Below are 20381 nucleotides of genomic sequence, written 5' to 3' on the forward strand. Positions count from 1 at the left end.
TCACGTCAGAAACGAGGCCGACCCGATTACACCGTAGGAGTACCCCGTGAGCACCACCGATCCAGACATCGCCATCATCGAAACGTCGAGCCTCGGCGACCGCAGCTACCTGATCAGCCACGACGGCATCGCCGTCGTGATCGATCCCCAACGTGACATCGACCGCGTCCTGGCACTGGCCACGGAGAAGAACGCCGCGATCACCCACGTACTCGAAACCCACATCCACAACGACTACGTCACCGGCGGACTCGAACTCGCACGCGCCACCGGAGCCGAATACGTTGTGCCCGAGGGTGACCCGGTCGAATTCGAGCGACGGGCAGTGGGGGACGGCGATGTCGTCGACGCGGGATCGGCGACGTTTCAGGTCATGCACACCCCGGGCCATACACATCATCACGTCAGCTACGTACTGCAACTCGGAGACGAACCGATCGCGATCTTCACCGGCGGCTCGATGCTCTACGGATCCACCGGCCGCACCGACCTACTCGGCTCCGAACACACCGACGAGCTCACCCATGCCCAGTTCCACTCGGTCCGTCGAATCGCCGCCGAACTCCCCGCCGACGTCGAGGTCTACCCCACCCACGGATTCGGTAGCTTCTGCTCCGCGACCCCCACCAGCGGCGACTCGTCGACCATCGGTGAACAGCAACAGTCCAATCCCGCGCTGACCCAGGACGAACAAACCTACGTCGACGAGTTGATCGCAGGACTGTCGGCCTACCCCGCGTACTACGCCCACATGGGCGTCATCAACACCGAAGGCCCCGCACCGATCGACCTGTCCACCCCAGAACCCGTCGACCCCGACGAACTACGCCGCCGCATCGACGACGGACAATGGGTCGTCGACCTCCGCGCACGCACCGCCTTCGCTGCCGGACATCTCGACGGTTCCCTCGGCTTCGAGCTGTCGACGACATTCGTCACCTACCTCGGCTGGCTCTACCAGTGGGGTGCGCCGCTGACCTTGATCGGCGACACATCCGATCAAATCGACGAGGCCACAAGGGAGTTGGCACGTATCGGCATCGACCACCCCTCCGGCTCCGCTGTCGGAGAGATTCATTCGCTCGCCAGCGACGGGCGCGTACGGTCCTACGAAGTGTCCGACTTCGCCGGACTCGCCGCAGAGGACTCGGACATTGCAGTGCTCGACACCCGTCAACAGTCCGAATACGCGGACGGCCACATCCCCGGTGCGATCAACATTCCCCTCCACGAACTGCCGCACCGACTCGCAGAAGTTCCCGACGGCAAAGTGTGGGTGCACTGCGCCTCCGGCTATCGCGCCTCGATCGCGGCCTCACTACTCGACCGGGAACATCGCAGCGTGGTGCTCATCGACGACGACTACAACCGCGCAACAGATCTCGGACTCGACACCTCGAAGACATGACGAAATGCTTCGACGACCGAACGCGACGAGACAGGCGTACCCCCAGGGGGTATATGTTGGTATCATCGGCCGCATGCACTCAGTGAATCGGCACGGTCGACGGGGCACAGCTCCGACGGCAGCTTTACTGATTGCACTGACGGTGTTCGGTGTCCTGTTGATGCATTCGGTGACACCGATGTCGATGCCCGTGACCGGCTCGATGTCCACATCAATGAGCGGCGGCCATGCCTCGTTCGCAGCACCGTCCCACACGGACGCCACGGTTCCGGTGATGACCGGGGAACATGACTGCCCGTCGGGGCACCAGATGATGCATCCCTGCGTCGGCACGACGGTGTCGTGGCCCGCGCTGACGGTCCCGGCGATGAGCGCAGCCCTCGACCTGGCGCCGACATCGGTGAACCGGATCATTGGACGGGCCGACTCCACGCTTGAGCGTGCGCCGCCGTGGACGTTATGGGAGTTGGACAGATCGGTGACCTTGCGAGTGTGACAGGGAGCCCGTCAGACGCGTGTCTGTCGGCGGATCGAACGACATCCAATTCTCTGCACTACTCACTCTTGCAAGGAGTTTCCTCATGCGTACCAAAGTCATTGCCTCGATCGCTGCTGCCGCCGCGAGCGCGTTCCTCGTCGTCGGCTGTAGCGACAACGGGGCCGATTCGTCGATGGATGGCCATTCGATGGGATCGATGTCCTCGACGCCGGCATCGTCCGCGCCGGCGAGCTCGACGGCGCAGTTCAACGATGCCGACGTGATGTTCGCGCAGATGATGTACCCGCATCACGCCCAAGCAGTCGAGATGGCCGACATGGCGAACGGCCGCACCGACAACCCGGAGGTGCTGTCGCTGGCATCGGCGATCGCCGCCGCGCAACAGCCCGAGATGGACCAGATGACCACCTGGCTCACCGAGTGGGGCCAGCCCATGCCCGACATGGACAGGGGTGACATGGGTGACATGGGTGACATGGGCGGGATGGACCACAGCTCCGGCAGCGGCATGATGACCGCTCAGGACATGGACGCGTTGATGGCAGCGTCGGGACCGGAATTCGACCGCCAGTGGTTGACGATGATGATCGCCCACCACACCGGCGCCATCGAGATGGCCAACACCGAAATCGCAGACGGTTCCAATCCTGACGCCCTGGAGATGGCCCGCACCATCGTCGCCACCCAGCAGCAGGAAATCGACACCATGCAGCGGCTGCTCGGCTGACCCGGCCCGCTATAGACAACGATGGCCGCATCCTCTCCGGCGGAGAAGGTGCGGCCATCAACGTTCCACAATTGTCAGGGCTGCGTTCCCGGTACGAGATCAGCTCTCACAGTGACGGTGTGCGCTGCGACGGAGCATTGGAACTCCCCTCGTTCACCGCTCCGGTGATGGTGTCGGGTGTGAGGTCGAGTCGCCGAAGCAGCTGCGCGTTCGCGGCGACGATGATCGTCGACAGCGACATCAGGATCGCGCCGATCGACATGGGCAGCACGAACCCGACCGGCGCGAGCACTCCTGCCGCGAGCGGAACCGAGATGAGGTTGTATCCCGCTGCCCACCAGAGGTTTTGCTTCATCTTCCGGTACGAGGCGCGCGAGAGTTCGATCACCGACAACACCGACCTCGGGTCGTCGCTGGCGAGGATCACTCCGGCCGACGCGATAGCAACGTCGGTACCCGCGCCGATAGCGATACCGACATCGGCCTGCGCGAGAGCCGGTGCGTCGTTGACTCCGTCACCGACCATCGCCACGGTGCGCCCTTCCTGTTGAAGTTCAGCAACGTTGTGGGACTTGTCTTCCGGTTTCACCCCCGCGAAGTAGCGGTCCACACCGAGCTCGGTGGCGACGGACTGCGCGACGGCTTCGGCATCACCGGTGATCATCACCACCGCGATACCCCGAGCGTGGAGCGCATCGACTGCCGTGCGGGATTCGGGCCGGATCTCGTCGGCGAGCGCGAGGGCACCGATCACGGCCCCGTCGGCGAGGACGTGCAGGATGATCGCCCCGTCGCCCCGCCACCGGTCGGCGACAGCAAGTTCGGATCCGCGCTCCTGCTCGAGCAGCGCGGGCCCGCCGACCTGCACGCGGGTGCCGTCGACGTCGGCTGCGACCCCGACGGCGGGAGACGACTGGAAGTCTGCTGCAGCCGGGACGGTCAGGTTCCGCGCGCGTGCGGCCGCAACGATGGCGCGAGCCAGGGGATGTTCTGAGTCGGCTTCTGCGGCAGCGGCCAGCGCGAGAACGTTGTCGGCGGTGCGCCCGTCTGTCACCTCGATTGCGGTGACGGTGGGTTCACCCTTGGTGAGGGTCCCGGTCTTGTCGAAGAGCACGGTGTCCACCGTGCGCATGGTTTCGAGTGCGAGCCGGTCCTTGACCAGGACACCGCCGCGGGCGGCGCGTTCGGTGGCGATGGAGACCACCAGCGGGATCGCGAGTCCGAGTGCGTGCGGGCAGGCGATGACCAGCACGGTGATGGTGCGGATGACGGCGTCGTCGGGCATCCCGACCAGAGTCCACACAGCGGCGGTGATGATCGCGGCACCGAGAGCGAACCAGAACAGCCAACCGGCGGCCGTGTCGGCGATGCGCTGAGCGCGCGAGGTCGAGTTCTGGGCGTCGGCGACCAAGCGGCCGATGCCGGCGAGGGCGGTGTCCTCCCCTACTGCGGTGACCTGGACGCGCAGACCGGAGTCGGTGGCTACCGTGCCGGCGACGACGTGGTCGCCGTCGCTGCGGCGGACGGTGCGTGATTCGCCGGTGATCATCGATTCGTCCATGCTCGCCGATCCGGAGACGATGGTGCCGTCCGCCGGTACTCGGCCGCCGGGGCGGACGACGACGACATCACCGAGCTGCAGCTCGGCCGGGGACACCGGCACCACATCGTCGCCGTCGACGCGTTCGGCGGTGTCCGGGAGCAGCGCCGCCAACGAGTCCAGAGCGGAGGTGGTCTGCGCGAGGGATCGCATTTCGATCCAGTGCCCGAGCAGCATGATCACGATCAGCAGCGCCAGTTCCCACCAGAAGTCGAGCTGATGATCGAGCAGGCCGAGGCTCGCTCCCATCGACGCAATGAATGCGACGGTGATCGCGAGGGCGATGAGCAGCATCATTCCCGGTGCACGGGAACGGATTTCGCTGACTGCGCCGGTGAGGAACGGGGACCCGCCCCAGGCGTACATCACCGTTCCGAACACCGGAGAGACCCAGGCAATCCACGCTGCGTCGGGCAATGAGTAGCCGAGGAGCATCGCGAACATGTTCGAGGCAACGATCACCGGAACGGCAAGGACCAGCATGACCCAGAACAGGCGACGAAACATACCGACGTGATCACCGTGACCGGTGTGCCCGCCGTGCTCTGCGTTGTGCCCGCCGGTGTCGTGGTCCGACTGCGGAGTCGCCTTCTCTGCCCCGTCCGTGTGCATTTCGGGTCCTTCTTCATGCCCGCTGTGCTGCAGTCTGTTCGGCGGATCCGTCCGCGCGGAGTCGACGTCGGAGTGTGTGTGATCGTTCATCGTGCAGTCCTCTCATCCATCGAGTTCGATATCCATTCATCCCATGAACTCGTGGGTTCTGGTTCGGCTGTGTATTCGGCGTCGAGGGCGACAATGATCTGCGCCTGGACGAGCGCGGCTGCACTGGTGACCGTGAATGTCCCTGCCGCCGCCGATAACGCGACAGTGTCCATTCCGATCACGGCGTTGACGTCGTTGCGGACCGACGGCTCACAGTGGCCGTACATCGATACCGGCGTAACTGACAGTGCGTGATGATCATGCGTAGCTTTCGACATCTCGGACAACATATACCCCATAGGGGTATATGTTGATCAAGTCGAACCATACCCCTTCCTGATCCCATTGGGAAGAACCGTCAGGGTGTTGTCAACGCGTGAGCGCCAGTCGGCTGGCCACCAGGTGCACCCGCGGTCGCTGTCATGCTCACGGACGGGCATGGATGTCGATACCGATTCGGTCAAGGGGCGCATGCATCCGCGGCACAGCTGAGCCTTACAGCGACGGGCGTACCTGCACACGCGCGTGGATCATCGGCGTTCGCTGCGATTTCCGTTACGAGTCTTCTCACCGACTGGAGGCAGGGCAGGGCGAATTACGCCGTGTCACGGCGCGCATGGCGAGCCCGCGTGTCGACTCTCGAAGATCGCGGAACTGCTCGTTCGGTCGATCGCTGACGCCGCAGATCGGACGGTGGAGCGATACTGTCTCGTTCACCATGGGGCTGCGGCGCCGCCGATGTAGCGTTGAGTAAGTCGTAGATGGGTGTATCACTCACGTTCGGTTCCACTTTCGATCTGATCGTTTCGGTGCGCCTTCGAACGCGCCGACAGTTGCCGCTCACCGGCCCCGGGCGAGCCCTGCCCTACCGGCCAGCCGGCGCGCACCGACATATCCAGTCCGCAAACTCGGTCACATGCGGTGAAAATGCCTGCCCGTCACACCGCAGTTGCTCTTTACCGAGTGTCGGCACGCTTGCGCAGCGCAGCGGTCGCCAATTCTGCGACCGCTGCGCGATAGAAATCTCGATCTATCTCCCCGGCCGCGAATCTACGATCGAGGATTTCCTGCGCGTCCTCCCCCGATTGCGGGCGAGCGGACATCAGCCGAACCGCACCCCAGATCAACAGAGCGATCACGACCAGCCAGAACGCGGCCATTCCTGCCATCATCGTCCATCCGCCACTCATGGTGCCCATATTCATCATTGCTGCTCCTCACTCTCGCACCAGCCACCTGCTGACCTGCGGAGTGTGGTCATCCCGCAGCTCCTACTATAACGCTTAGTAGTTCAGCTACTATCGAGCATAGTAGTTGACTGCTGTCGAGACGCCGTCGCCCGGACAGGCGATGATGGAGGCAACCTGTGGGAAAGAAATCCAGCAAGTCGCGATCGAAAGCGCACAAACGACGAACCACGGCGACACGATCCGGGGGCGGCCCACCGGCTCCCCACCCCGGTGCCATACGTACTGAGCCCCAGCCAAGGCATCCCCTCTCAGCGGTGGCCCCACATTCTGCGGTCAGCGTCGCCGCCGCCGATTATCTTCGAAGCAGGGGCCACTCGCCCGGCAGCGGTGCACTCCATCCCACTGTCGCCCGGGCTTTCGCGCCGGACTCCACTACCCCACCGCGAGCGTCGGCCCAGGCCGCAGAACCGACGATCGATACTGCAGCGCCGCCGGAGCGCCCACGTGCCCGCACGCCTGAAGCTGTTGCGCCCGCACCGCAGAGTTACGCACCCAAGCGCTCACCAGCCACCAGTTGTACCGATGAGATTTCCCAGGTCGAGCCGCTGGGGCTTGCGGTGACGTACTGGGGTGTCGGCGGGGCCGATGCCGAGCCCAGCCACGACGTGGCGATTCGCTTCACTGGATCGCGGGTGGAAGTCGAGGGCCATGCATCGACCGAGAAGGTCGGTTTCGATCGGACTCTGGTCGTGAAATCACGTCCTGCCGCTGGAGGCCGGTTCGCCGCGACCACCCGTATTCAGGGCATTGCCAGCGGGGAGTGGGAGGTGAGTGCGCGACGCATCGACGGGGGCGCAGACAGTAGCGAACGGCAGCAGAACTCTGTGCTCACCGCGCGCACTGCGCTACTGACATACGGTCCCGCTGTGCGGGTGTGGAGTTGGCCGGCGTTGGTAGCCGCGGGAGCGGTGGTTGCATTGATTGTTCAGGGATTCCTGCTCTCACGCATGGATGCCAATGTTGCTGCTGCTGTTGCAATTTCAGCTCTGAGTTGCGTTTTGGGATATATCGGTGCCAAGGTTTGGTACTTGATCTTGCACCGTCGACCGATATCTACTTTCATCCGCGCAGGAGCGTGCATACAAGGTTTTCTTCTCGTTGCGCTCGGCACCTTGGTCATCGGCGGAGCACTCGGGGGTATGGACGTCGGCGCAGTCCTGGATGCAACCACCCCGGGATTGTTTCTCGGCATGGCGATCGGTCGTCCGGGATGCTTCTTGGCGGGCTGCTGTTCGGGGCGTCCGACTCGATCTCGGTGGGGTCTGTTTTCGTCCGATCGCACCCTGGCGACGAGGAGGATTCCGGTTCAGCTCTACGAGGCCGCTGCAGCCCTGTTGATCGCGGGAGTTGCGCTCGCAGTGGTGCTTCAGGTCGACCTTCCCGTCGGAGGGCTGGTCTTCCTGGGGAGTATTGCCGCATACACATTGGTCCGGCAGGGCCTGTTTCTCTTCCGGGTGGACGCGCACACTCGTCGAGGCCGACTCACTGTCTCGCTCATCTGCTGCGCGGTCCTCATCGGCGTCCTCGCAGCGTCGCAGGTGCTCTCGTGATCACCGAACGTATTTTTATGCGTGTGCCTTTCGGTGATCACCTCGATGCGATGGCACCGCATTCGGTGTCCCGATCGACGCTCCGTAGTCCGGCATCGATACTGACTGTCCTCGTCCTTGCACTCGCTGGATGTACCGGCGGCGAGGTCTCTGAGCCCACCGCGTCGATGCCCGTTGCTACACGGGCGGAACTGCTCGATCCCGCTGACTTCGCCGCCGCAATCGCCGATCCCGCCCGAGTCACGATCAACGTCCATACCCCCGACGAGGGCCAGCTCCCGGGAACCGACTCGAGCCTTCCCTTCGACCAGATCCGACAACAGGCCGCGACGTTGCCGCCCGACCGGACCACGCCGCTGGCGATCTACTGCCGTACCGGGACAATGAGCGCCACCGCTGCGAAAGAACTGGCCTCTCTCGGCTATACCGATGTCGTCGAACTACAAGGCGGCATGCTCGCGTGGCGAAACACCGGACGAACCATCGGAGAATGATCACGCACGTTCCGCACCACCGCCCCCGAAGGTCGAGCACCAGAACCGATCCGGTGAAATCGAATGCCGAGATCGTCTTGGTCAGGGTTTACCAGGTCGGGACCGGACACTTCGCCGATGGTCCCGCTACTGCCGGGAAGTGAACCTATCGGTTTGCCAGCGGGCGCAAACGACGTCGAACGGGCCCCGGCCTGTACCGGCGAATCAGAACCTCGCCCGCTGTCACCCTCAGTGCTACCAGCGCAGGCGTGCCCTCGCCCCAGGTTGCCTTCTCCTCGGCGGTGGTTCGGCTCCGTCGGCCGACTCGCTCACGATCGACAACGTATGGACGTGCTGGCAGCGCGCGATGTCAGGCGAAGAACGAGACGGCCGGTCGTCGGAAGACGCGGGCGGCCCCTACACCGAGGCGTACGAGCGTGAGCGACGCCGTCGAGGTCGGGGCTGGGTGGCACTGATAGCGGGTGTCGTGATCGGGTCGACCCACGTCATCTCGGGCAGCTTCGGGTCACTTCCGAACGCCGAGCGGCAGGATCTCGCGGTAGGCCATCCGATGGCGATGGTCCTCGCCGCGCGTCGTTTCACGACGATCGCTTCCCACCCCGGGCAGCAGAGGGTGAGTACGGCGGGCCAGCGAACGTGATCGACAGGGTCGCAGTTCGTCTCATCCCACGGCGCAGGATGCCAACGTCATGGCCCCCAGCAGAGTCAGTACCGGTAACGCGGGCAGGGCGACGGCGGTGCACGCGGCGAACGCGCGCGCCCACCGGAAGGGAGCATGCGGGATCACTCGGTCCACGGCGAGACGATCGAGCCGCACAGCGGTCGCGTCCGACACCATACCGAGGGCGGGCAGGGGAACAGGGTGCGGGCGAAGAGAAGTCAGAGCGCGCCGCACCGGGTCTCGCCCGTGCGAGCGTGCTGCCCGAGCGTCCGCGTCGAGTTCGACGAGAGCTCGCACGAGTGCAGGGGACTGCCGCATGATCGGCAGCCACGGAAACGCATAGGCCACCGACTCGGCAATGCCTACGAGCAGATGATGCCGGCCATCGATGTGTGCACGTTCGTGTGCGAGGACCGCCTCGACTTCAGCAGGCGTCAACTGCGTACGCAGCCCCTCGCTGGCCACGACCATCGCCGGTCGTCCCGCGACGCTGTACGCGAGAGGACTGTCCAACGGAAGCCACAAGGTCGACGCGGGTTGATTCGAACCGGAAAACCCGACGCCTCCAGCGATGATGCGCAGCAGATCGATGTGCCGCTCGTACACTCGCCGTCGCTCACACACTGCGCGCCTCAGGTGGACGATCCAGCGGACTGCGCCGCAGCCCAACATCGCAATCCCGACAACCCCGACGATGGCCTCGACGCGGGCAGGTATGTCGCCCTGAAGGGCGAGCCAGCATTGGTGTGCGATGTCGACCAGGGTCGTCACGCCCCCATGACTGGGGATCGCACTGAGCACGACCGGTACCGCAATGCTGACCAAGGTGCCCACAACGAGCGCCGACCACGTCAAGAGCGTGACGTGCGCATCGATACCTCTGTCGATCATCGACCTCATCAGCAATGGCGCGGCAGCCGCAACCAACAGCCCACCGAGGGCCCACAGGAGTACGGCAGTCACCTCTGACGCTCTTTCAGACCGCGGGTGAGCACCTTCGATTCGTCATCGGAAGCGCCGCGGGCGAAGTGCAGCAGCACGCTCGTCGGGTCGCCGGTCGATTCGAGAAGTATTCGCAAGGCGTCGGAGGCGGCTTCTTCCCTGCTTCGGGTGGCTTCGTACCAATATGCCCGTCCGTTGCGTTGTCGGTGTACCCAGCCTTTACGGTGCAAATTGTCGAGCACCGTCTGAATCGTGGTGTACGCCGGTTCTCGACCGTCCTCGAGTTGATCGATGACATCACGAACCCGGACTGCGGCGCTGGTATTCCACACCACGTCCATCACCAGAGCTTCGAGCTCTCCCAAACCCTGCATGAGTGCCTCCTAGGCGCGTGTTCACTCTATCCCGTCGAACGAGCCAGCTACGTGATCCTTCGGTAGCGAGCACCCTGGTCCGAGAGGTTTGCATGCCTCGAATACGAATGCGGCCGTAGGCTCACGCCAGGTAGGACACCGATGTCATCATTCCCGCTTCCCCGTGATAGAGGTTGTGGCAGTGCAGAAGCCACTGGCCGGGATTGTCGGTGTCGAAGTCGACTTCGACAGTTTGGTTCGGCAAGACCAGCGAGGTGTCCTTCCGGGGGCCTGATCCGGCACCGTTGACAACCTCGAAGGTGTGTCCGTGCAGATGCATGGGATGAAACATCGTGGTGGCGTTGACGAAGCGAAGTCGTACTCTTTCGCCTTCGCGAACGTCGAGGGGGGTGTGCTGCTCGTACGTCTCACCGTTGAGCGTCCAGGTGTACCCGCCCATCTCCATCCCGAGAGCGATGTCGTACGTGCGATCCGGCTCGCGTGCGGACAAGCGGACCGTATCGAGCGACCTCAGTCGATCAGCCATCACCGGGGCTGCAGAGAGTTCGGCAGGCCGGACTGAGGACTGCGGCGCGGCGCCTGGCCCGGTACGCAACACAGCGAACCCGCTCCCGTCCTTACCTTCCGCGGCGGCGACAATCGGAAACGCCCCGTCCTGCAAGGTGATGATTGCGTCGTAACGCTCTCCCATCCCTATCAACAAGCATTGCGCCTGCTCGGGCTGAACCGGAAATCCGTCGCTGTGAGTAACAGTGAGAGGATGCCCCCCCACTGCGAAACGGAAGGCCGTGTCGGCAGCTGCGTTGATGATGCGCAGGCGCAGCCGCTGGCCCGGCCGTCCGCCGAGCACGATGGGATCGGCCCCGATCTTGCCGTTGATCAGGTAGTACGGGTAGCTCACGTCGCCGGTGTCGCCACCGAGAGGCGACTGGGCGGTGGGCGCGCTCATCGACATGCCGCCCATCGACATGCCCTCGCTGCGCAGCCGTTCGAGTTCTCGATCGGGGTCGCCGGCTACCCCGTCGAGCCAGTCGTCGAGGACCAGGACGGCTTCGAGGTCGTAGTCCGAGCCGTCGGCGGGGTCCTCGACGATCAGCGGTGCATACAGTCCTCTGTCGAGTTGGGTACCGACGTGAGGGTGAAAGAAGTACGTGCCCGCGTCGGGCACGGTGAAGTCGTAGCCGAACGAGTCACCGGAAGCCACAGCCGGCTGAGTCAGGCCCGGCACTCCGTCCATGTCGTTGCGCAAGGCGATTCCGTGCCAATGGATCGTCGTCTCCTGCTCGAGGCGGTTGTCGAGCTGTGCGCGCAACACATCACCTCGGCTCAGGCGAATCTCGGCACCGGGGAGTCTGTCGCCGAAAGTCCAGGTCTGTACCTGCACTCCGCCGAGGTCGATCGTGCTGGGCTGAGCACTCAAGGAAATATCGACTTGTCTGCCGGTAGCCGAGCGGCGCGCGTCCTCGGCCTGTCCCACCACATCGGAGTCCGGTCCGACGACTGCTGTTGCGGACGAGCCATTGCCGCATGCCCCCAACACGACGGCACTCGTTCCGGCCGCGCTCAGCGCGAGAAAGTTGCGGCGCGTGAGCGAGAACGCACCTGCCCGCTGCCTGGTCATACACATCTCCCAATTCTGTAGAAGTCCGTCCGCCGGCGGGCGTTCGATCCTCGCCGCGTTGCTGGTGCTGGTGCTCGTGCTCGTGCTCGTGCTGAGATCAGCGCACAAGCGCTGTTACCGCCTCCCGCACCTGACTCGGGTCGTAGAACACCGGCGTCGAGGTGATGCGCTCGATCGTTCCATCGCTCTGGACCAAGAAACTCAGGGGCAGGACAGGGGGCGCGTCAAGTGTCTGCAACGCCGCGTCGGCCTGATCGAACGAGGGATAGTGCACTCCCAGCTCGGTGAGCAGGCTCAATGCCGCATCGGCATCGTCTTGGACGTTGAGACCGACGACCCGAACCGCATCCGGTTCTGCGGCGTACTGGGCCAGAACCGGAATCTCCTGTCTACACGGACCGCACCACGACGCCCAGACATTGAGCAATGTGGGTTGCCCAGCCAGGGAGGTCCCCAGATCGGATAAGTCCGACGTTCCCAAGCATCGTGCGGACGTACCGACGAGCTCGCCAGTTACGGGGGACGGAACCGGCGACGAGGTCGGGCACGGCTCGAGGGCAGCACGGGTAGCGATCACTGCCGACGGGAGATCCTCGTCCTCGACGTGAGGTGCCGATCCTGCGGACCCCACCGACTGGGTCGAGGGATCTCGAGACCACAATGCCAGCGCTCCAACAACTGTCACGATGACGATGATCGCAAGTAGGGACCAGCGTGTCGTCACCCGCTGCACCCTGCACCTCTGTCTCGTTCACCTCGACGATGTCTTCCGGTCTGTCAGCGTCATACTACACGATCTACTATCTTCGATAGTAGCAACGTGGATCCTGCACGCCGTCAACGCTTTCGCGGCCCCCTTCACCCTCGGGCCTCACAGTGCCAGCACACAGCTCTCCGGCCGTTCGCCGAAGACGACCGCCCCCATCGAGGCGCACGATGAAGGCCGTCCAGCGACGCCGAGTCCTTCTGGCGCAGAAGATATTACGTACATGAACCCCGGCTCCCGAGAAACAACCCGACGATCGAAATGGGTCGCAGGGTGCGAATGTTACCGATGTAATTCACTGTGACTGATGGTGCTTGTGCGGAAAGAGTGTAATAGTGATGCGGCGTGTCGCCTTGACTCGAAGGCGACCTGAATTACTGCCAGGTATGCAGTTGCCGTCCAGGAGGACCACCGACATGAGACCTCTACCCTCGTCCTCGTACATGGCGCACCGAACTCGGTGGGGTACTCGCATCCTCGTCGGTACCGCGTTCGTGGGAGGCATCCTCGCGCTGGCACCCACGGCGTCTGCAGCCCCGGACGCCGATCCGGCTGCGCCGCCGCCTGCCTTCCCCGCGCAGGCCCAATCGGACCCGCACGTCCAACAGGAGGTCCTCGATCTCGTCGTCGGCGCACTACGCGAGATTCGCGCCAACGGCGCTCTCGACGACCTGGCCGGCCCACAGAGCCGCATCGTCTCCTGCCTCGTGGGCACGATCGGAGCCAACCGATACAGCTGACGGACCAACGGGAGCCCTTTCGCGACTGATCCCCTGTCTCGCGCCGATCGACGACATCGACCCCACAGTTCTCCCCCGACTGGTGTCGTCGATGGACGTCGCCACACTTGCATCCACACTCGCGGCCGCCGAGACTCCCCACGATCCGGCCACCCCGCACACCTCGTCGCGCGCACATGCGGCGGTCCCACCCGGCAGGTCGAACGCCGAGCCCTCGACCGAACAACCGACCGCCCAAGGCACCCAGGACACTCAGGACCCCGAGTCGGCCGCCGAGTCGGCCGACTCGGCGACGCCCGAACTGCCCGCGCTCGAACCCGACGCCACTGTGCCTGAAACGTCGGCACCCGGCACGTCATCTGAAACAACGACACCCGAAACCACGACACCCGAGGCGGGCGATCATTCGTCGGCCGCCCCGCAATCCCCTACCGGCACAACAGGGTCGAGCAACGGAAAGTATCGTGCGCCGACAACAGGAACGTTGACCTCGACCTTCGGCGACGGCCGCGCCCATCAAGGAATCGACATCGCCAACTCCACCGGTACACCGATCGTCGCCGTTGCGGACGGCGAGGTGATCAGCGCGGGACCGGCCCAGGGCTTCGGACTCTGGGTGCGTATACGCCACGATGACGGCACCGTAACGACCTACGGGCACAACAACGACAACCTCGTGACCGTAGGTCAACGCGTCACTGCTGGTGAAGAAATTGCGACGGTAGGAAACCGGGGTATCTCCACCGGTCCACATCTGCACTTCGAGGTCGACACACCCGCCGGCAACAAGGTCGACCCCAGACCCTGGCTCGCGGAACGCGGAGCCACCATCACCGGTTCGGATCGTGACTCGTAGCCGAGCCTCGACCGCACGGCCCGCCGATGGGAACGAATTCCGCACTGTTGCACTGACTTCGGATGCGTCTCTGCGGTCTCGTTTTCACCATCAGACCTGAACCCTCGGTGCCTCGACATGTTCAGCGGGAGCGCAGTACGATCGCCCGCATTCCGGTAAGTTCGCCGTACCTACTGCGAGCCCGAGAGGTGAAACGGGGGCCTACGACCGAACAGCCGCGTCGGACAGCGCGACACCCCGAGAGGCGAGCCACTCCTGAGGATCGACCTTGCTCCCCGCCGCGTCGACGACCTCGAAATGCAGGTGAGGCCCGGTCGATTGGCCACGATTGCCGACGGTGGCGATCTGCTCACCGGCTTGTACTCGTTGCCCCACTGTCACCAAGGTTTGATCGATGTGCCCGTAGACCGTTGTCGTTCCATCGTCATGTTGAAGACGTACCCAGAGGCCGAATCCGTCTGCAGGACCGGAGTCGAGCACGGTAGCGTCGGCTGCCGCGTAGACGGGAGTTCCGATAGCGTTGGCGATGTCGAGCCCGGTGTGCGTAGTCCCCCATCGTGGACCGAAATCCGAGGTCAGGGTCCCGGCGACCGGACGAACGACGAGTGGTCGCAGCGCCGCTGCATCACGCGCAGCGCTCTCCTCTGCCCTTCGTTGCCCCTTCGCCAACTGCTCGATCGCATCGTTGATATTGGAGATCTCCGGTATGGCGAGGATCTGAGGCAAGTATTCGGCCACCGGGTCCTGCATCGGTGTCGCTTCGTGCACGGGGACTGCCTGCGCCTGTGCGGGACTCGCATATTGGGCACCCGCCGTGACCAGAGCGCCCGCTGCCACCGCAATACCGACAGCGACACTGCCGCGGCGCTCGGTGGCGCGCGCCCGAGCGCGATGCCGCCCTCTCGGCGTCACCGCCACTCCCTGCACGTCACAGTCCATCAACTGTCGACGTCGGTCGGTCATGCGGGTCATACGGTGTTGTGCCACAGCAGAGTCCTCGGAAATCGAATGGAGCGAGGCGTAATCATCGACGTGCGCACCTCACTGATGTATCGAACGGATCACGACGCGATAACGAAAAGATACACGACGAGTGGGGTAATTACTATCATGGTTAGTAGTTCGATGTCCCCCGCAGTGGTTTCGTGCCTCACAGCGCGGTAGCACCGGACGTCGACGGTCGGAGACCATCGGCCGGCGAACGCTGCCTTCTCCATGCGAGAGCACACCCCACGACAGCAAGAACGACCGCGGCGTACTCCGGAAGCGGTCCCAGCTTTGTCGCCCACGTCGATCTCGTTTCCAGGGCAACATCAGCGACCAACGTCTGCGCAGTGAACAAGCCCGAACGATCTGCGACCTTCCCCTGTGGGTCGATGACGGCACTGACCCCACTGGTCGCCGCAACGAGAACAGTCCTGTTGTGCTCGACCGCCCGCAGCCGCGACATCGCCAACTGCTGGTAGGTCATGTCGGTGCGCCCGAACGTCGCATTGTTGGTGGGGACCGTGATCAGCTGCGCCCCCGCACGCACGGACTCAGTGACCAGGTCATCGAACGCGACCTCGTAACACGTGGCGACGGCCGTCGGAATTCCGGCGATATCGACGACACCGTCGCCCGACCCGGGAACGAAGTTACCGGCCTGCGAGGCGTACGAGGACAACGCCGTCATCACAGATCGCATCGGGAGATACTCTCCGAAAGGAACAAGTTTGCGTTTGTCGTGTCGCTCCCCCGGTCCGAGTACCGGATCCCACACGATCGAGGTATTCGTCGAGGTGCCGTCGTCGTTGCCAAGGACCGCACCGACCAGAATCGGCACCCCGACCGACCGCGCTGCAGCGTCGATCCCGGCAGTGGCGTCGGCATTGCGCAGCGGATCGATATCGGATGCATTCTCCGGCCAGATCACCAGGTCGGGAGCGGGCACACTGCCGACGGTGATGTCGTCCCCGAGTTGCCTTGTTCGCTCGATGTGATTGTCGAGAACTGCTCGACGTTGCGAGTTGAAGTCCAGACCCAACCGCGGAACGTTGCCTTGCACAACGGCGACCGTCGCACGCGCTGCGCCTGCGTCGCCAGCGGGAGTGAGCGCGAAAGCCAGAGCTGGCACGATCACCACAGTGGCCACCGATCCGACTGCGAATCGCGACGTCGGCGAGCGTACCTGGCGGACCACACTTGCCAGTGCCGCGCCGATCACTGCGACTGCGAAAGATACACCGGGCGCACCGGCGAACGCGGCAAGCGAGAGCAGAGGGCCGTCTGCTTGGGCGAAAGCTAATCTCCCCCACGGAAATCCCCCGAACGGAATCCGTGCGCGCAGACCTTCGGTGGCGGTCCAGATCGCGGCGATCCACAGCGCTTCGAAGCGCAACCCGGACACTGCGGCCGCTGCAGCGCAGAACAGTGCCACTGCTATCGCTTGGATCGCCGCGAGCGCCAGCCACGGCGGGGCGCCGACGTAGACGCCCACCCAGGGCAGAAGGGGCAGAAAGAACGCAAGCCCCGACAGATACCCATAGAAGAATGCCGCCCGGATAGAACGGCCGCGGATGACGAGAACAAGAACCCCGATACCCAGCGGCGCGAGGAACCACAGCGACCGAGGTGGAAAGCCCGCGTACAACAGCACACCAGCAGATACCGCGGACGATGACCTGCCTGCTATCGCGGTGAACGCACGACGTCGGGTTCGTCGGTGACGGTTCATTGTTGTTGCGCTGGACTCGATATCGAGCATGCCTGCATGGCTCTTTTCTCATGTACGGCATAGCGCCACCTGACCACCCTCGGTTACTACTATGCACGATAGTAGTAACAGCGGTGAGCCCGGACCGGCTCCCCCGCCGACACCGCGCCTCTGCGACGTCGATGCATACCCCGGGATATCGACCGCGCACCTTCGCTGTGCCCTTTGTCCTTCGCGGTGCCCTTCGTGGCCGGGCATCGACCGGTGCACGGACCACCCTCGGCTCGCACAAGATGCGTGCTGGACCCCGGGATGGAGACTGGCTTCTACCGCGCCGCAGCACGCCGACATATGCGGGTGCATCTGCTCTGGCGGCCATCATGATCACCGCCCCGATCGTCCTGGCCGTGTTCGACGTGACCAGAAACATGTGGTGCCTGCGGGCGGGCGGTGTGACCGCCCGATTCGGCGGCGGCACATCAGGGGCACCCTGAATGGGTTTGGGCCAACCCAGTTTCCGGCTGCTACCATCGAGGCGTTGTGAGAATCTCTGTGCTGGGCCCGCCGCGCCTGCGGACGGTTATCGCAGTCGCCGCTGTCCTGTATTTGTTGGCTCACACCATCGCTCAATGCGGCATCGCCTGGGAACAGGACCATCACAGCGACGGCGTACACATCGTTTCGTCCTCGTCTCAGGCCGCCGCGGAACTCTCCCCCAACCACGCGCACATCGACGACGGATCGCCCCACATGGCGCACGATACGAACACCGTCATCGCAATGCCCCGATCCGACAACCCGCCCCGCCCATCGACCATCGCCGCGGTCGCAGCGATGGCCTTCGCTGTGGTGTTGGTGGCGATGTCTGCCCCGCGCATTTCGCGAGCCCCACCGGATCTACCCATTCCGATCCGGCACGGCCGAACCGTCTTGAACGAACTCTGTATCAACAGGTGCTGATCAGCAGCCCGCGGGCCATCCGAGGACTTCTCCTCTCATGGCCCAGTTCGTGCTGCCCATCACTCACTTACTGCGCTCCTCGCAGATCACATACAGGGACTACTCATCATGAACAGTGCTGTTCGCTCCACACTCGTGCCACCGTCCTCCGCCGGCCACATGTTGGCGACCGCCAAGAACTGCCCGGAACCGAGCACAATGGTCGGCAACACGCCCGTTCTGTGGATCGGTGAACCGTTCGCGGACTCCGGCCGCGGCTTCTGGGCGAAACTCGAAGGCAGCAATCCCGGTGGGATGAAAGACCGCCCCGCGCTGCACATGGTCGAAAAAGCCAAGGCCCGCGGCGACCTCGCTCCCGGCGCGATGATCATCGAATCCACCAGCGGAACCCTCGGCCTGGGTCTGGCCCTGGCCGGGATCACCCATCACCACCCCGTCACCCTCGTCGCCGACCCGGGACTGGAACCGATCGTGCACCGGATGCTCGCCGCGTACGGTGCCCGCGTCGAACTGGTCACCACACCGCACCCCGACGGCGGCTGGCAGCAGGCCCGGCGTGAGAAGGTCCGTGAGCTCCTCGATACACATCCAGGGTCGTGGTGCCCGGATCAGTACACCAACCCGGACAATGTCGAGGCGTACGAGTCGCTCGCTCACGAACTCATCGCCCAGCTCGGACGCGTCGACACCTTGGTTTGCTCGGTGGGCACCGGAGGGCACTCCGCCGGGGTGGCCCGGGTGCTCCGGCAGTTCTGCCCCGACCTGAAACTGGTCGGTGTCGACACCATCGGATCGACGATCTTCGGGCAACCCGCCAGCACTCGGCTCATGCGCGGGTTGGGTTCGAGCATCTATCCCGACAACATCGACTATCCCGCCTTCGACGAGGTGCACTGGGTGGCCCCGCACGAAGCGGTGTGGTCGTGCCGCACCCTGGCGGCGACGCACCACGCCAGCGGCGGCTGGAGCGTCGGGGCCGTCGCCCTCGCGGCCGGCTGGATCGCTCGCACCAGCCCGCCGGAGACCCGGGTCGCGGCCGTCTTCCCCGACGGACCGCAGCGCTACTTCGACACCATCTACAACGACGACTACTGCACCGAGCACGGCCTGCTCGACGTTGACCCGCCGACCGAGCCGACGACCATCGCCCACCCCACCGATGAGACTGTGACGTCGTGGACGCGGTGCGCCACCGTCGTCGATCCCACCGTCGTCGATCCCACCGAGAGCGTTCGATGAAAACTTTTCTGACCAAGTTCCGTAGCTTCGACCGGCCCAGCCAGGTGTTGATGGTCAACCAGTTCTCCATCAACGTCGGTTTCTACATGCTGATGCCGTACCTGGCCGGGTATCTGGCCGGTTCCCTGGGCCTGGCGGCGTGGGCGGTCGGGCTGGTGCTGGGGATGCGGAACTTCTCCCAGCAAGGGATGTTCCTGCTCGGCGGCACCCTCGCCGACCGCCTCGGATACAAACCCCTGATCGTCGCCGGCTGCCTGCTGCGAGTTGCCGGTTTCGTACTGCTCGCGGCCGTGGAATCGCTGCCGGCGATCCTGCTCGCCTCGGCCGCGACCGGGTTCGCCGGTGCGCTGTTCAACCCGGCCGTGCGGGCGTATCTGGCCGCCGACGCAGGGCCACGGCGGGTCGAGGCGTTCGCGGTGTTCAACGTGTTCTATCAGGCCGGGATTCTGCTGGGCCCGTTGATCGGTCTCGCTCTGACCACCCTCGACTTCCGAGTCACCTCACTGGCAGCGGCCGCGATTTTTGCTGTTCTGACGATCGTGCAGATTTGGACGCTCCCCGCGCACCGGGCCGAGACGACCGGGGCCACGACATCGGTACTCGAGGACTGGCGGGTGGTGATGGCCAACCGACCCTTCGTGCTGTTCGCGCTGGCGATGATCGGATCCTACGTGCTTTCGTTCCAGATCTATCTTGCGCTGCCGCTGCAGGCTGCGGTGGTAGTCGGTAACGGCAGGTCCGACACCGCTCTGGTGACCTCGTTGTTCGTGGTCTCCGGCGTGGTCGCGATCGCCGGGCAGTTCCGGATCACGTCCTGGTTGTCCCGCAGGTGGGGTTCGGGGCGAAGCGTGGTGGTCGGTATGGCAATCATGGCGCTGGCGTTCCTCCCGCTGATCGTGCTGCCGAGCCCGGCCGCGCTGGGCGGGTGGGCCGCCGCCGGTGCCCTGGTGTTCACCGCTGCACTGTTGGCGGTCGGCACCGCCGCGGTGTTTCCGTTCGAGATGGACACGGTGGTGACCCTGTCGGGCGGGAAGCTGGTGGCCACCCATTACGGGTTCTACAACACCATCGTCGGGGTCGGCATCCTGCTCGGCAACCTGGGTACAGGAGCCGTCTTCGGGCTTCTCAGCGACGCGCATCTGGGTGCACTGATCTGGGCGATACTGACCCTGGTCGGGGCGGCATCTGTGGCCGCTCTCTATGCGCTCGATCGATCCGACCGGCTCACCCCACCCCCCACCGAGACCACGGTGACCGAAAGCGGCGAGGTACCGGCCACCGGCTAGCGGCAGTGCAC

Annotated in this window: 21 protein-coding genes; 12 read left to right on the top strand and 9 right to left on the bottom strand. The window is 64.5% G+C overall.

Translation table 11 applies throughout. The features are described 5' to 3' along the window. Positions 1 to 46: 46 nt before the first annotated feature. The 3 genes from KVY23_RS22265 (at position 47) to KVY23_RS22275 (ending at position 2634) form a co-directional block, all read left to right on the top strand. Positions 47 to 1408, top strand: coding sequence for a rhodanese-like domain-containing protein (locus tag KVY23_RS22265; RefSeq protein ID WP_008720030.1), 1362 nt, complete (start codon positions 47 to 49; stop codon positions 1406 to 1408). 73 nt (positions 1409 to 1481) lie between these two features. Beyond that, positions 1482 to 1904, top strand: a complete 423-nt coding sequence (locus KVY23_RS22270; protein WP_027494146.1) for a DUF6153 family protein — start codon at positions 1482 to 1484, stop codon at positions 1902 to 1904. 85 nt (positions 1905 to 1989) lie between these two features. Next, positions 1990 to 2634: a DUF305 domain-containing protein gene (locus tag KVY23_RS22275; protein ID WP_206497462.1), complete on the top strand. Its 645-nt coding sequence runs from the start codon at positions 1990 to 1992 to the stop codon at positions 2632 to 2634. 106 nt (positions 2635 to 2740) lie between these two features. On the opposite strand, the gene KVY23_RS22280 is transcribed toward KVY23_RS22275, so the two are convergent. The 3 genes from KVY23_RS22280 to KVY23_RS22290 all read right to left on the bottom strand — a co-directional run bounded on the left by KVY23_RS22280 (position 2741) and on the right by KVY23_RS22290 (position 6144). Continuing rightward, positions 2741 to 4936: a heavy metal translocating P-type ATPase gene (locus KVY23_RS22280; RefSeq protein WP_374108757.1), complete on the bottom strand. Its 2196-nt coding sequence runs from the start codon at positions 4934 to 4936 to the stop codon at positions 2741 to 2743. Beyond that, a complete protein-coding gene (locus KVY23_RS22285) occupies positions 4933 to 5214 on the bottom strand; it encodes a hypothetical protein (protein ID WP_052061725.1) in 282 nt (93 codons plus the stop codon). Before KVY23_RS22285 ends, KVY23_RS22280 begins: the two co-directional genes overlap by 4 nt. 678 nt (positions 5215 to 5892) lie before the next feature. Continuing rightward, the gene (locus tag KVY23_RS22290; RefSeq protein WP_032401334.1) at positions 5893 to 6144 is read right to left on the bottom strand and encodes a hypothetical protein; all 252 of its coding nucleotides are present in this window, start codon (positions 6142 to 6144) and stop codon (positions 5893 to 5895) included. 296 nt (positions 6145 to 6440) lie between these two features. Here KVY23_RS22290 and KVY23_RS25200 point away from each other — a divergent pair, with 296 nt between their 5' ends. The 3 genes from KVY23_RS25200 (at position 6441) to KVY23_RS22305 (ending at position 8870) form a co-directional block, all read left to right on the top strand. Beyond that, positions 6441 to 7736, top strand: a complete 1296-nt coding sequence (locus KVY23_RS25200) for a prolipoprotein diacylglyceryl transferase family protein (RefSeq protein ID WP_230558235.1) — start codon at positions 6441 to 6443, stop codon at positions 7734 to 7736. Continuing rightward, the gene (locus KVY23_RS22300) at positions 7733 to 8230 is read left to right on the top strand and encodes a rhodanese-like domain-containing protein (protein WP_230558236.1); all 498 of its coding nucleotides are present in this window, start codon (positions 7733 to 7735) and stop codon (positions 8228 to 8230) included. Before KVY23_RS25200 ends, KVY23_RS22300 begins: the two co-directional genes overlap by 4 nt. 346 nt (positions 8231 to 8576) lie before the next feature. Beyond that, positions 8577 to 8870, top strand: coding sequence for a hypothetical protein (locus tag KVY23_RS22305; RefSeq protein WP_094661921.1), 294 nt, complete (start codon positions 8577 to 8579; stop codon positions 8868 to 8870). Between the two features lie 21 nt (positions 8871 to 8891). Here the strand turns inward: KVY23_RS22305 and KVY23_RS25205 are convergent, their stop codons facing one another. The 4 genes from KVY23_RS25205 to KVY23_RS25210 form a co-directional block, all read right to left on the bottom strand. Beyond that, positions 8892 to 9854: a M56 family metallopeptidase gene (locus tag KVY23_RS25205; RefSeq protein WP_230558237.1), complete on the bottom strand. Its 963-nt coding sequence runs from the start codon at positions 9852 to 9854 to the stop codon at positions 8892 to 8894. Further along, on the bottom strand, positions 9851 to 10207 hold the full coding sequence (locus tag KVY23_RS22315) for a BlaI/MecI/CopY family transcriptional regulator (protein WP_032375711.1): 357 nt from the start codon (positions 10205 to 10207) through the stop codon (positions 9851 to 9853). Before KVY23_RS22315 ends, KVY23_RS25205 begins: the two co-directional genes overlap by 4 nt. Before the next feature lie 121 nt (positions 10208 to 10328). Continuing rightward, positions 10329 to 11828, bottom strand: a complete 1500-nt coding sequence (locus tag KVY23_RS22320; RefSeq protein ID WP_149408141.1) for a multicopper oxidase family protein — start codon at positions 11826 to 11828, stop codon at positions 10329 to 10331. A gap of 97 nt (positions 11829 to 11925) precedes the next feature. Next, complete coding sequence (locus tag KVY23_RS25210; RefSeq protein WP_032375710.1) at positions 11926 to 12552, bottom strand: TlpA disulfide reductase family protein; 627 nt, start codon at positions 12550 to 12552, stop codon at positions 11926 to 11928. Positions 12553 to 13010: 458 nt separating this feature from the next. Here KVY23_RS25210 and KVY23_RS22330 point away from each other — a divergent pair, with 458 nt between their 5' ends. Continuing rightward, entirely contained in the window at positions 13011 to 13334 is a 324-nt protein-coding gene (locus tag KVY23_RS22330; protein WP_149408140.1) for a hypothetical protein, read from the top strand. 91 nt (positions 13335 to 13425) lie between these two features. Next, positions 13426 to 14190: a M23 family metallopeptidase gene (locus tag KVY23_RS22335; protein ID WP_094648452.1), complete on the top strand. Its 765-nt coding sequence runs from the start codon at positions 13426 to 13428 to the stop codon at positions 14188 to 14190. A gap of 201 nt (positions 14191 to 14391) precedes the next feature. Here KVY23_RS22335 and KVY23_RS22340 read toward each other — a convergent pair whose 3' ends face one another. Then, complete coding sequence (locus KVY23_RS22340; protein WP_176457818.1) at positions 14392 to 15153, bottom strand: M23 family metallopeptidase; 762 nt, start codon at positions 15151 to 15153, stop codon at positions 14392 to 14394. A gap of 187 nt (positions 15154 to 15340) precedes the next feature. Next, positions 15341 to 16936 carry an apolipoprotein N-acyltransferase gene (gene lnt, locus KVY23_RS22345; RefSeq protein ID WP_373454000.1) on the bottom strand — a complete coding sequence of 532 codons (1596 nt, stop codon included), beginning with the start codon at positions 16934 to 16936 and terminating at the stop codon, positions 15341 to 15343. Positions 16937 to 17178: 242 nt separating this feature from the next. Between lnt and KVY23_RS22350 the strand changes: the two genes are divergently transcribed. The 4 genes from KVY23_RS22350 to KVY23_RS22365 all read left to right on the top strand — a co-directional run bounded on the left by KVY23_RS22350 (position 17179) and on the right by KVY23_RS22365 (position 20370). Beyond that, entirely contained in the window at positions 17179 to 17379 is a 201-nt protein-coding gene (locus KVY23_RS22350; RefSeq protein ID WP_141215005.1) for a hypothetical protein, read from the top strand. A 46-nt stretch (positions 17380 to 17425) separates the two neighbouring features. After that, the gene (locus KVY23_RS22355) at positions 17426 to 17845 is read left to right on the top strand and encodes a hypothetical protein (protein ID WP_230558238.1); all 420 of its coding nucleotides are present in this window, start codon (positions 17426 to 17428) and stop codon (positions 17843 to 17845) included. Between the two features lie 108 nt (positions 17846 to 17953). Beyond that, positions 17954 to 19084 carry a PLP-dependent cysteine synthase family protein gene (locus tag KVY23_RS22360; RefSeq protein WP_032375708.1) on the top strand — a complete coding sequence of 377 codons (1131 nt, stop codon included), beginning with the start codon at positions 17954 to 17956 and terminating at the stop codon, positions 19082 to 19084. After that, on the top strand, positions 19081 to 20370 hold the full coding sequence (locus KVY23_RS22365; protein WP_032375707.1) for an MFS transporter: 1290 nt from the start codon (positions 19081 to 19083) through the stop codon (positions 20368 to 20370). Before KVY23_RS22360 ends, KVY23_RS22365 begins: the two co-directional genes overlap by 4 nt. Positions 20371 to 20381 lie beyond the last annotated feature (11 nt).

The sequence above is a fragment of the Rhodococcus sp. I2R genome (genome assembly GCF_020889545.1).
Lineage (GTDB): Bacteria > Actinomycetota > Actinomycetes > Mycobacteriales > Mycobacteriaceae > Rhodococcoides.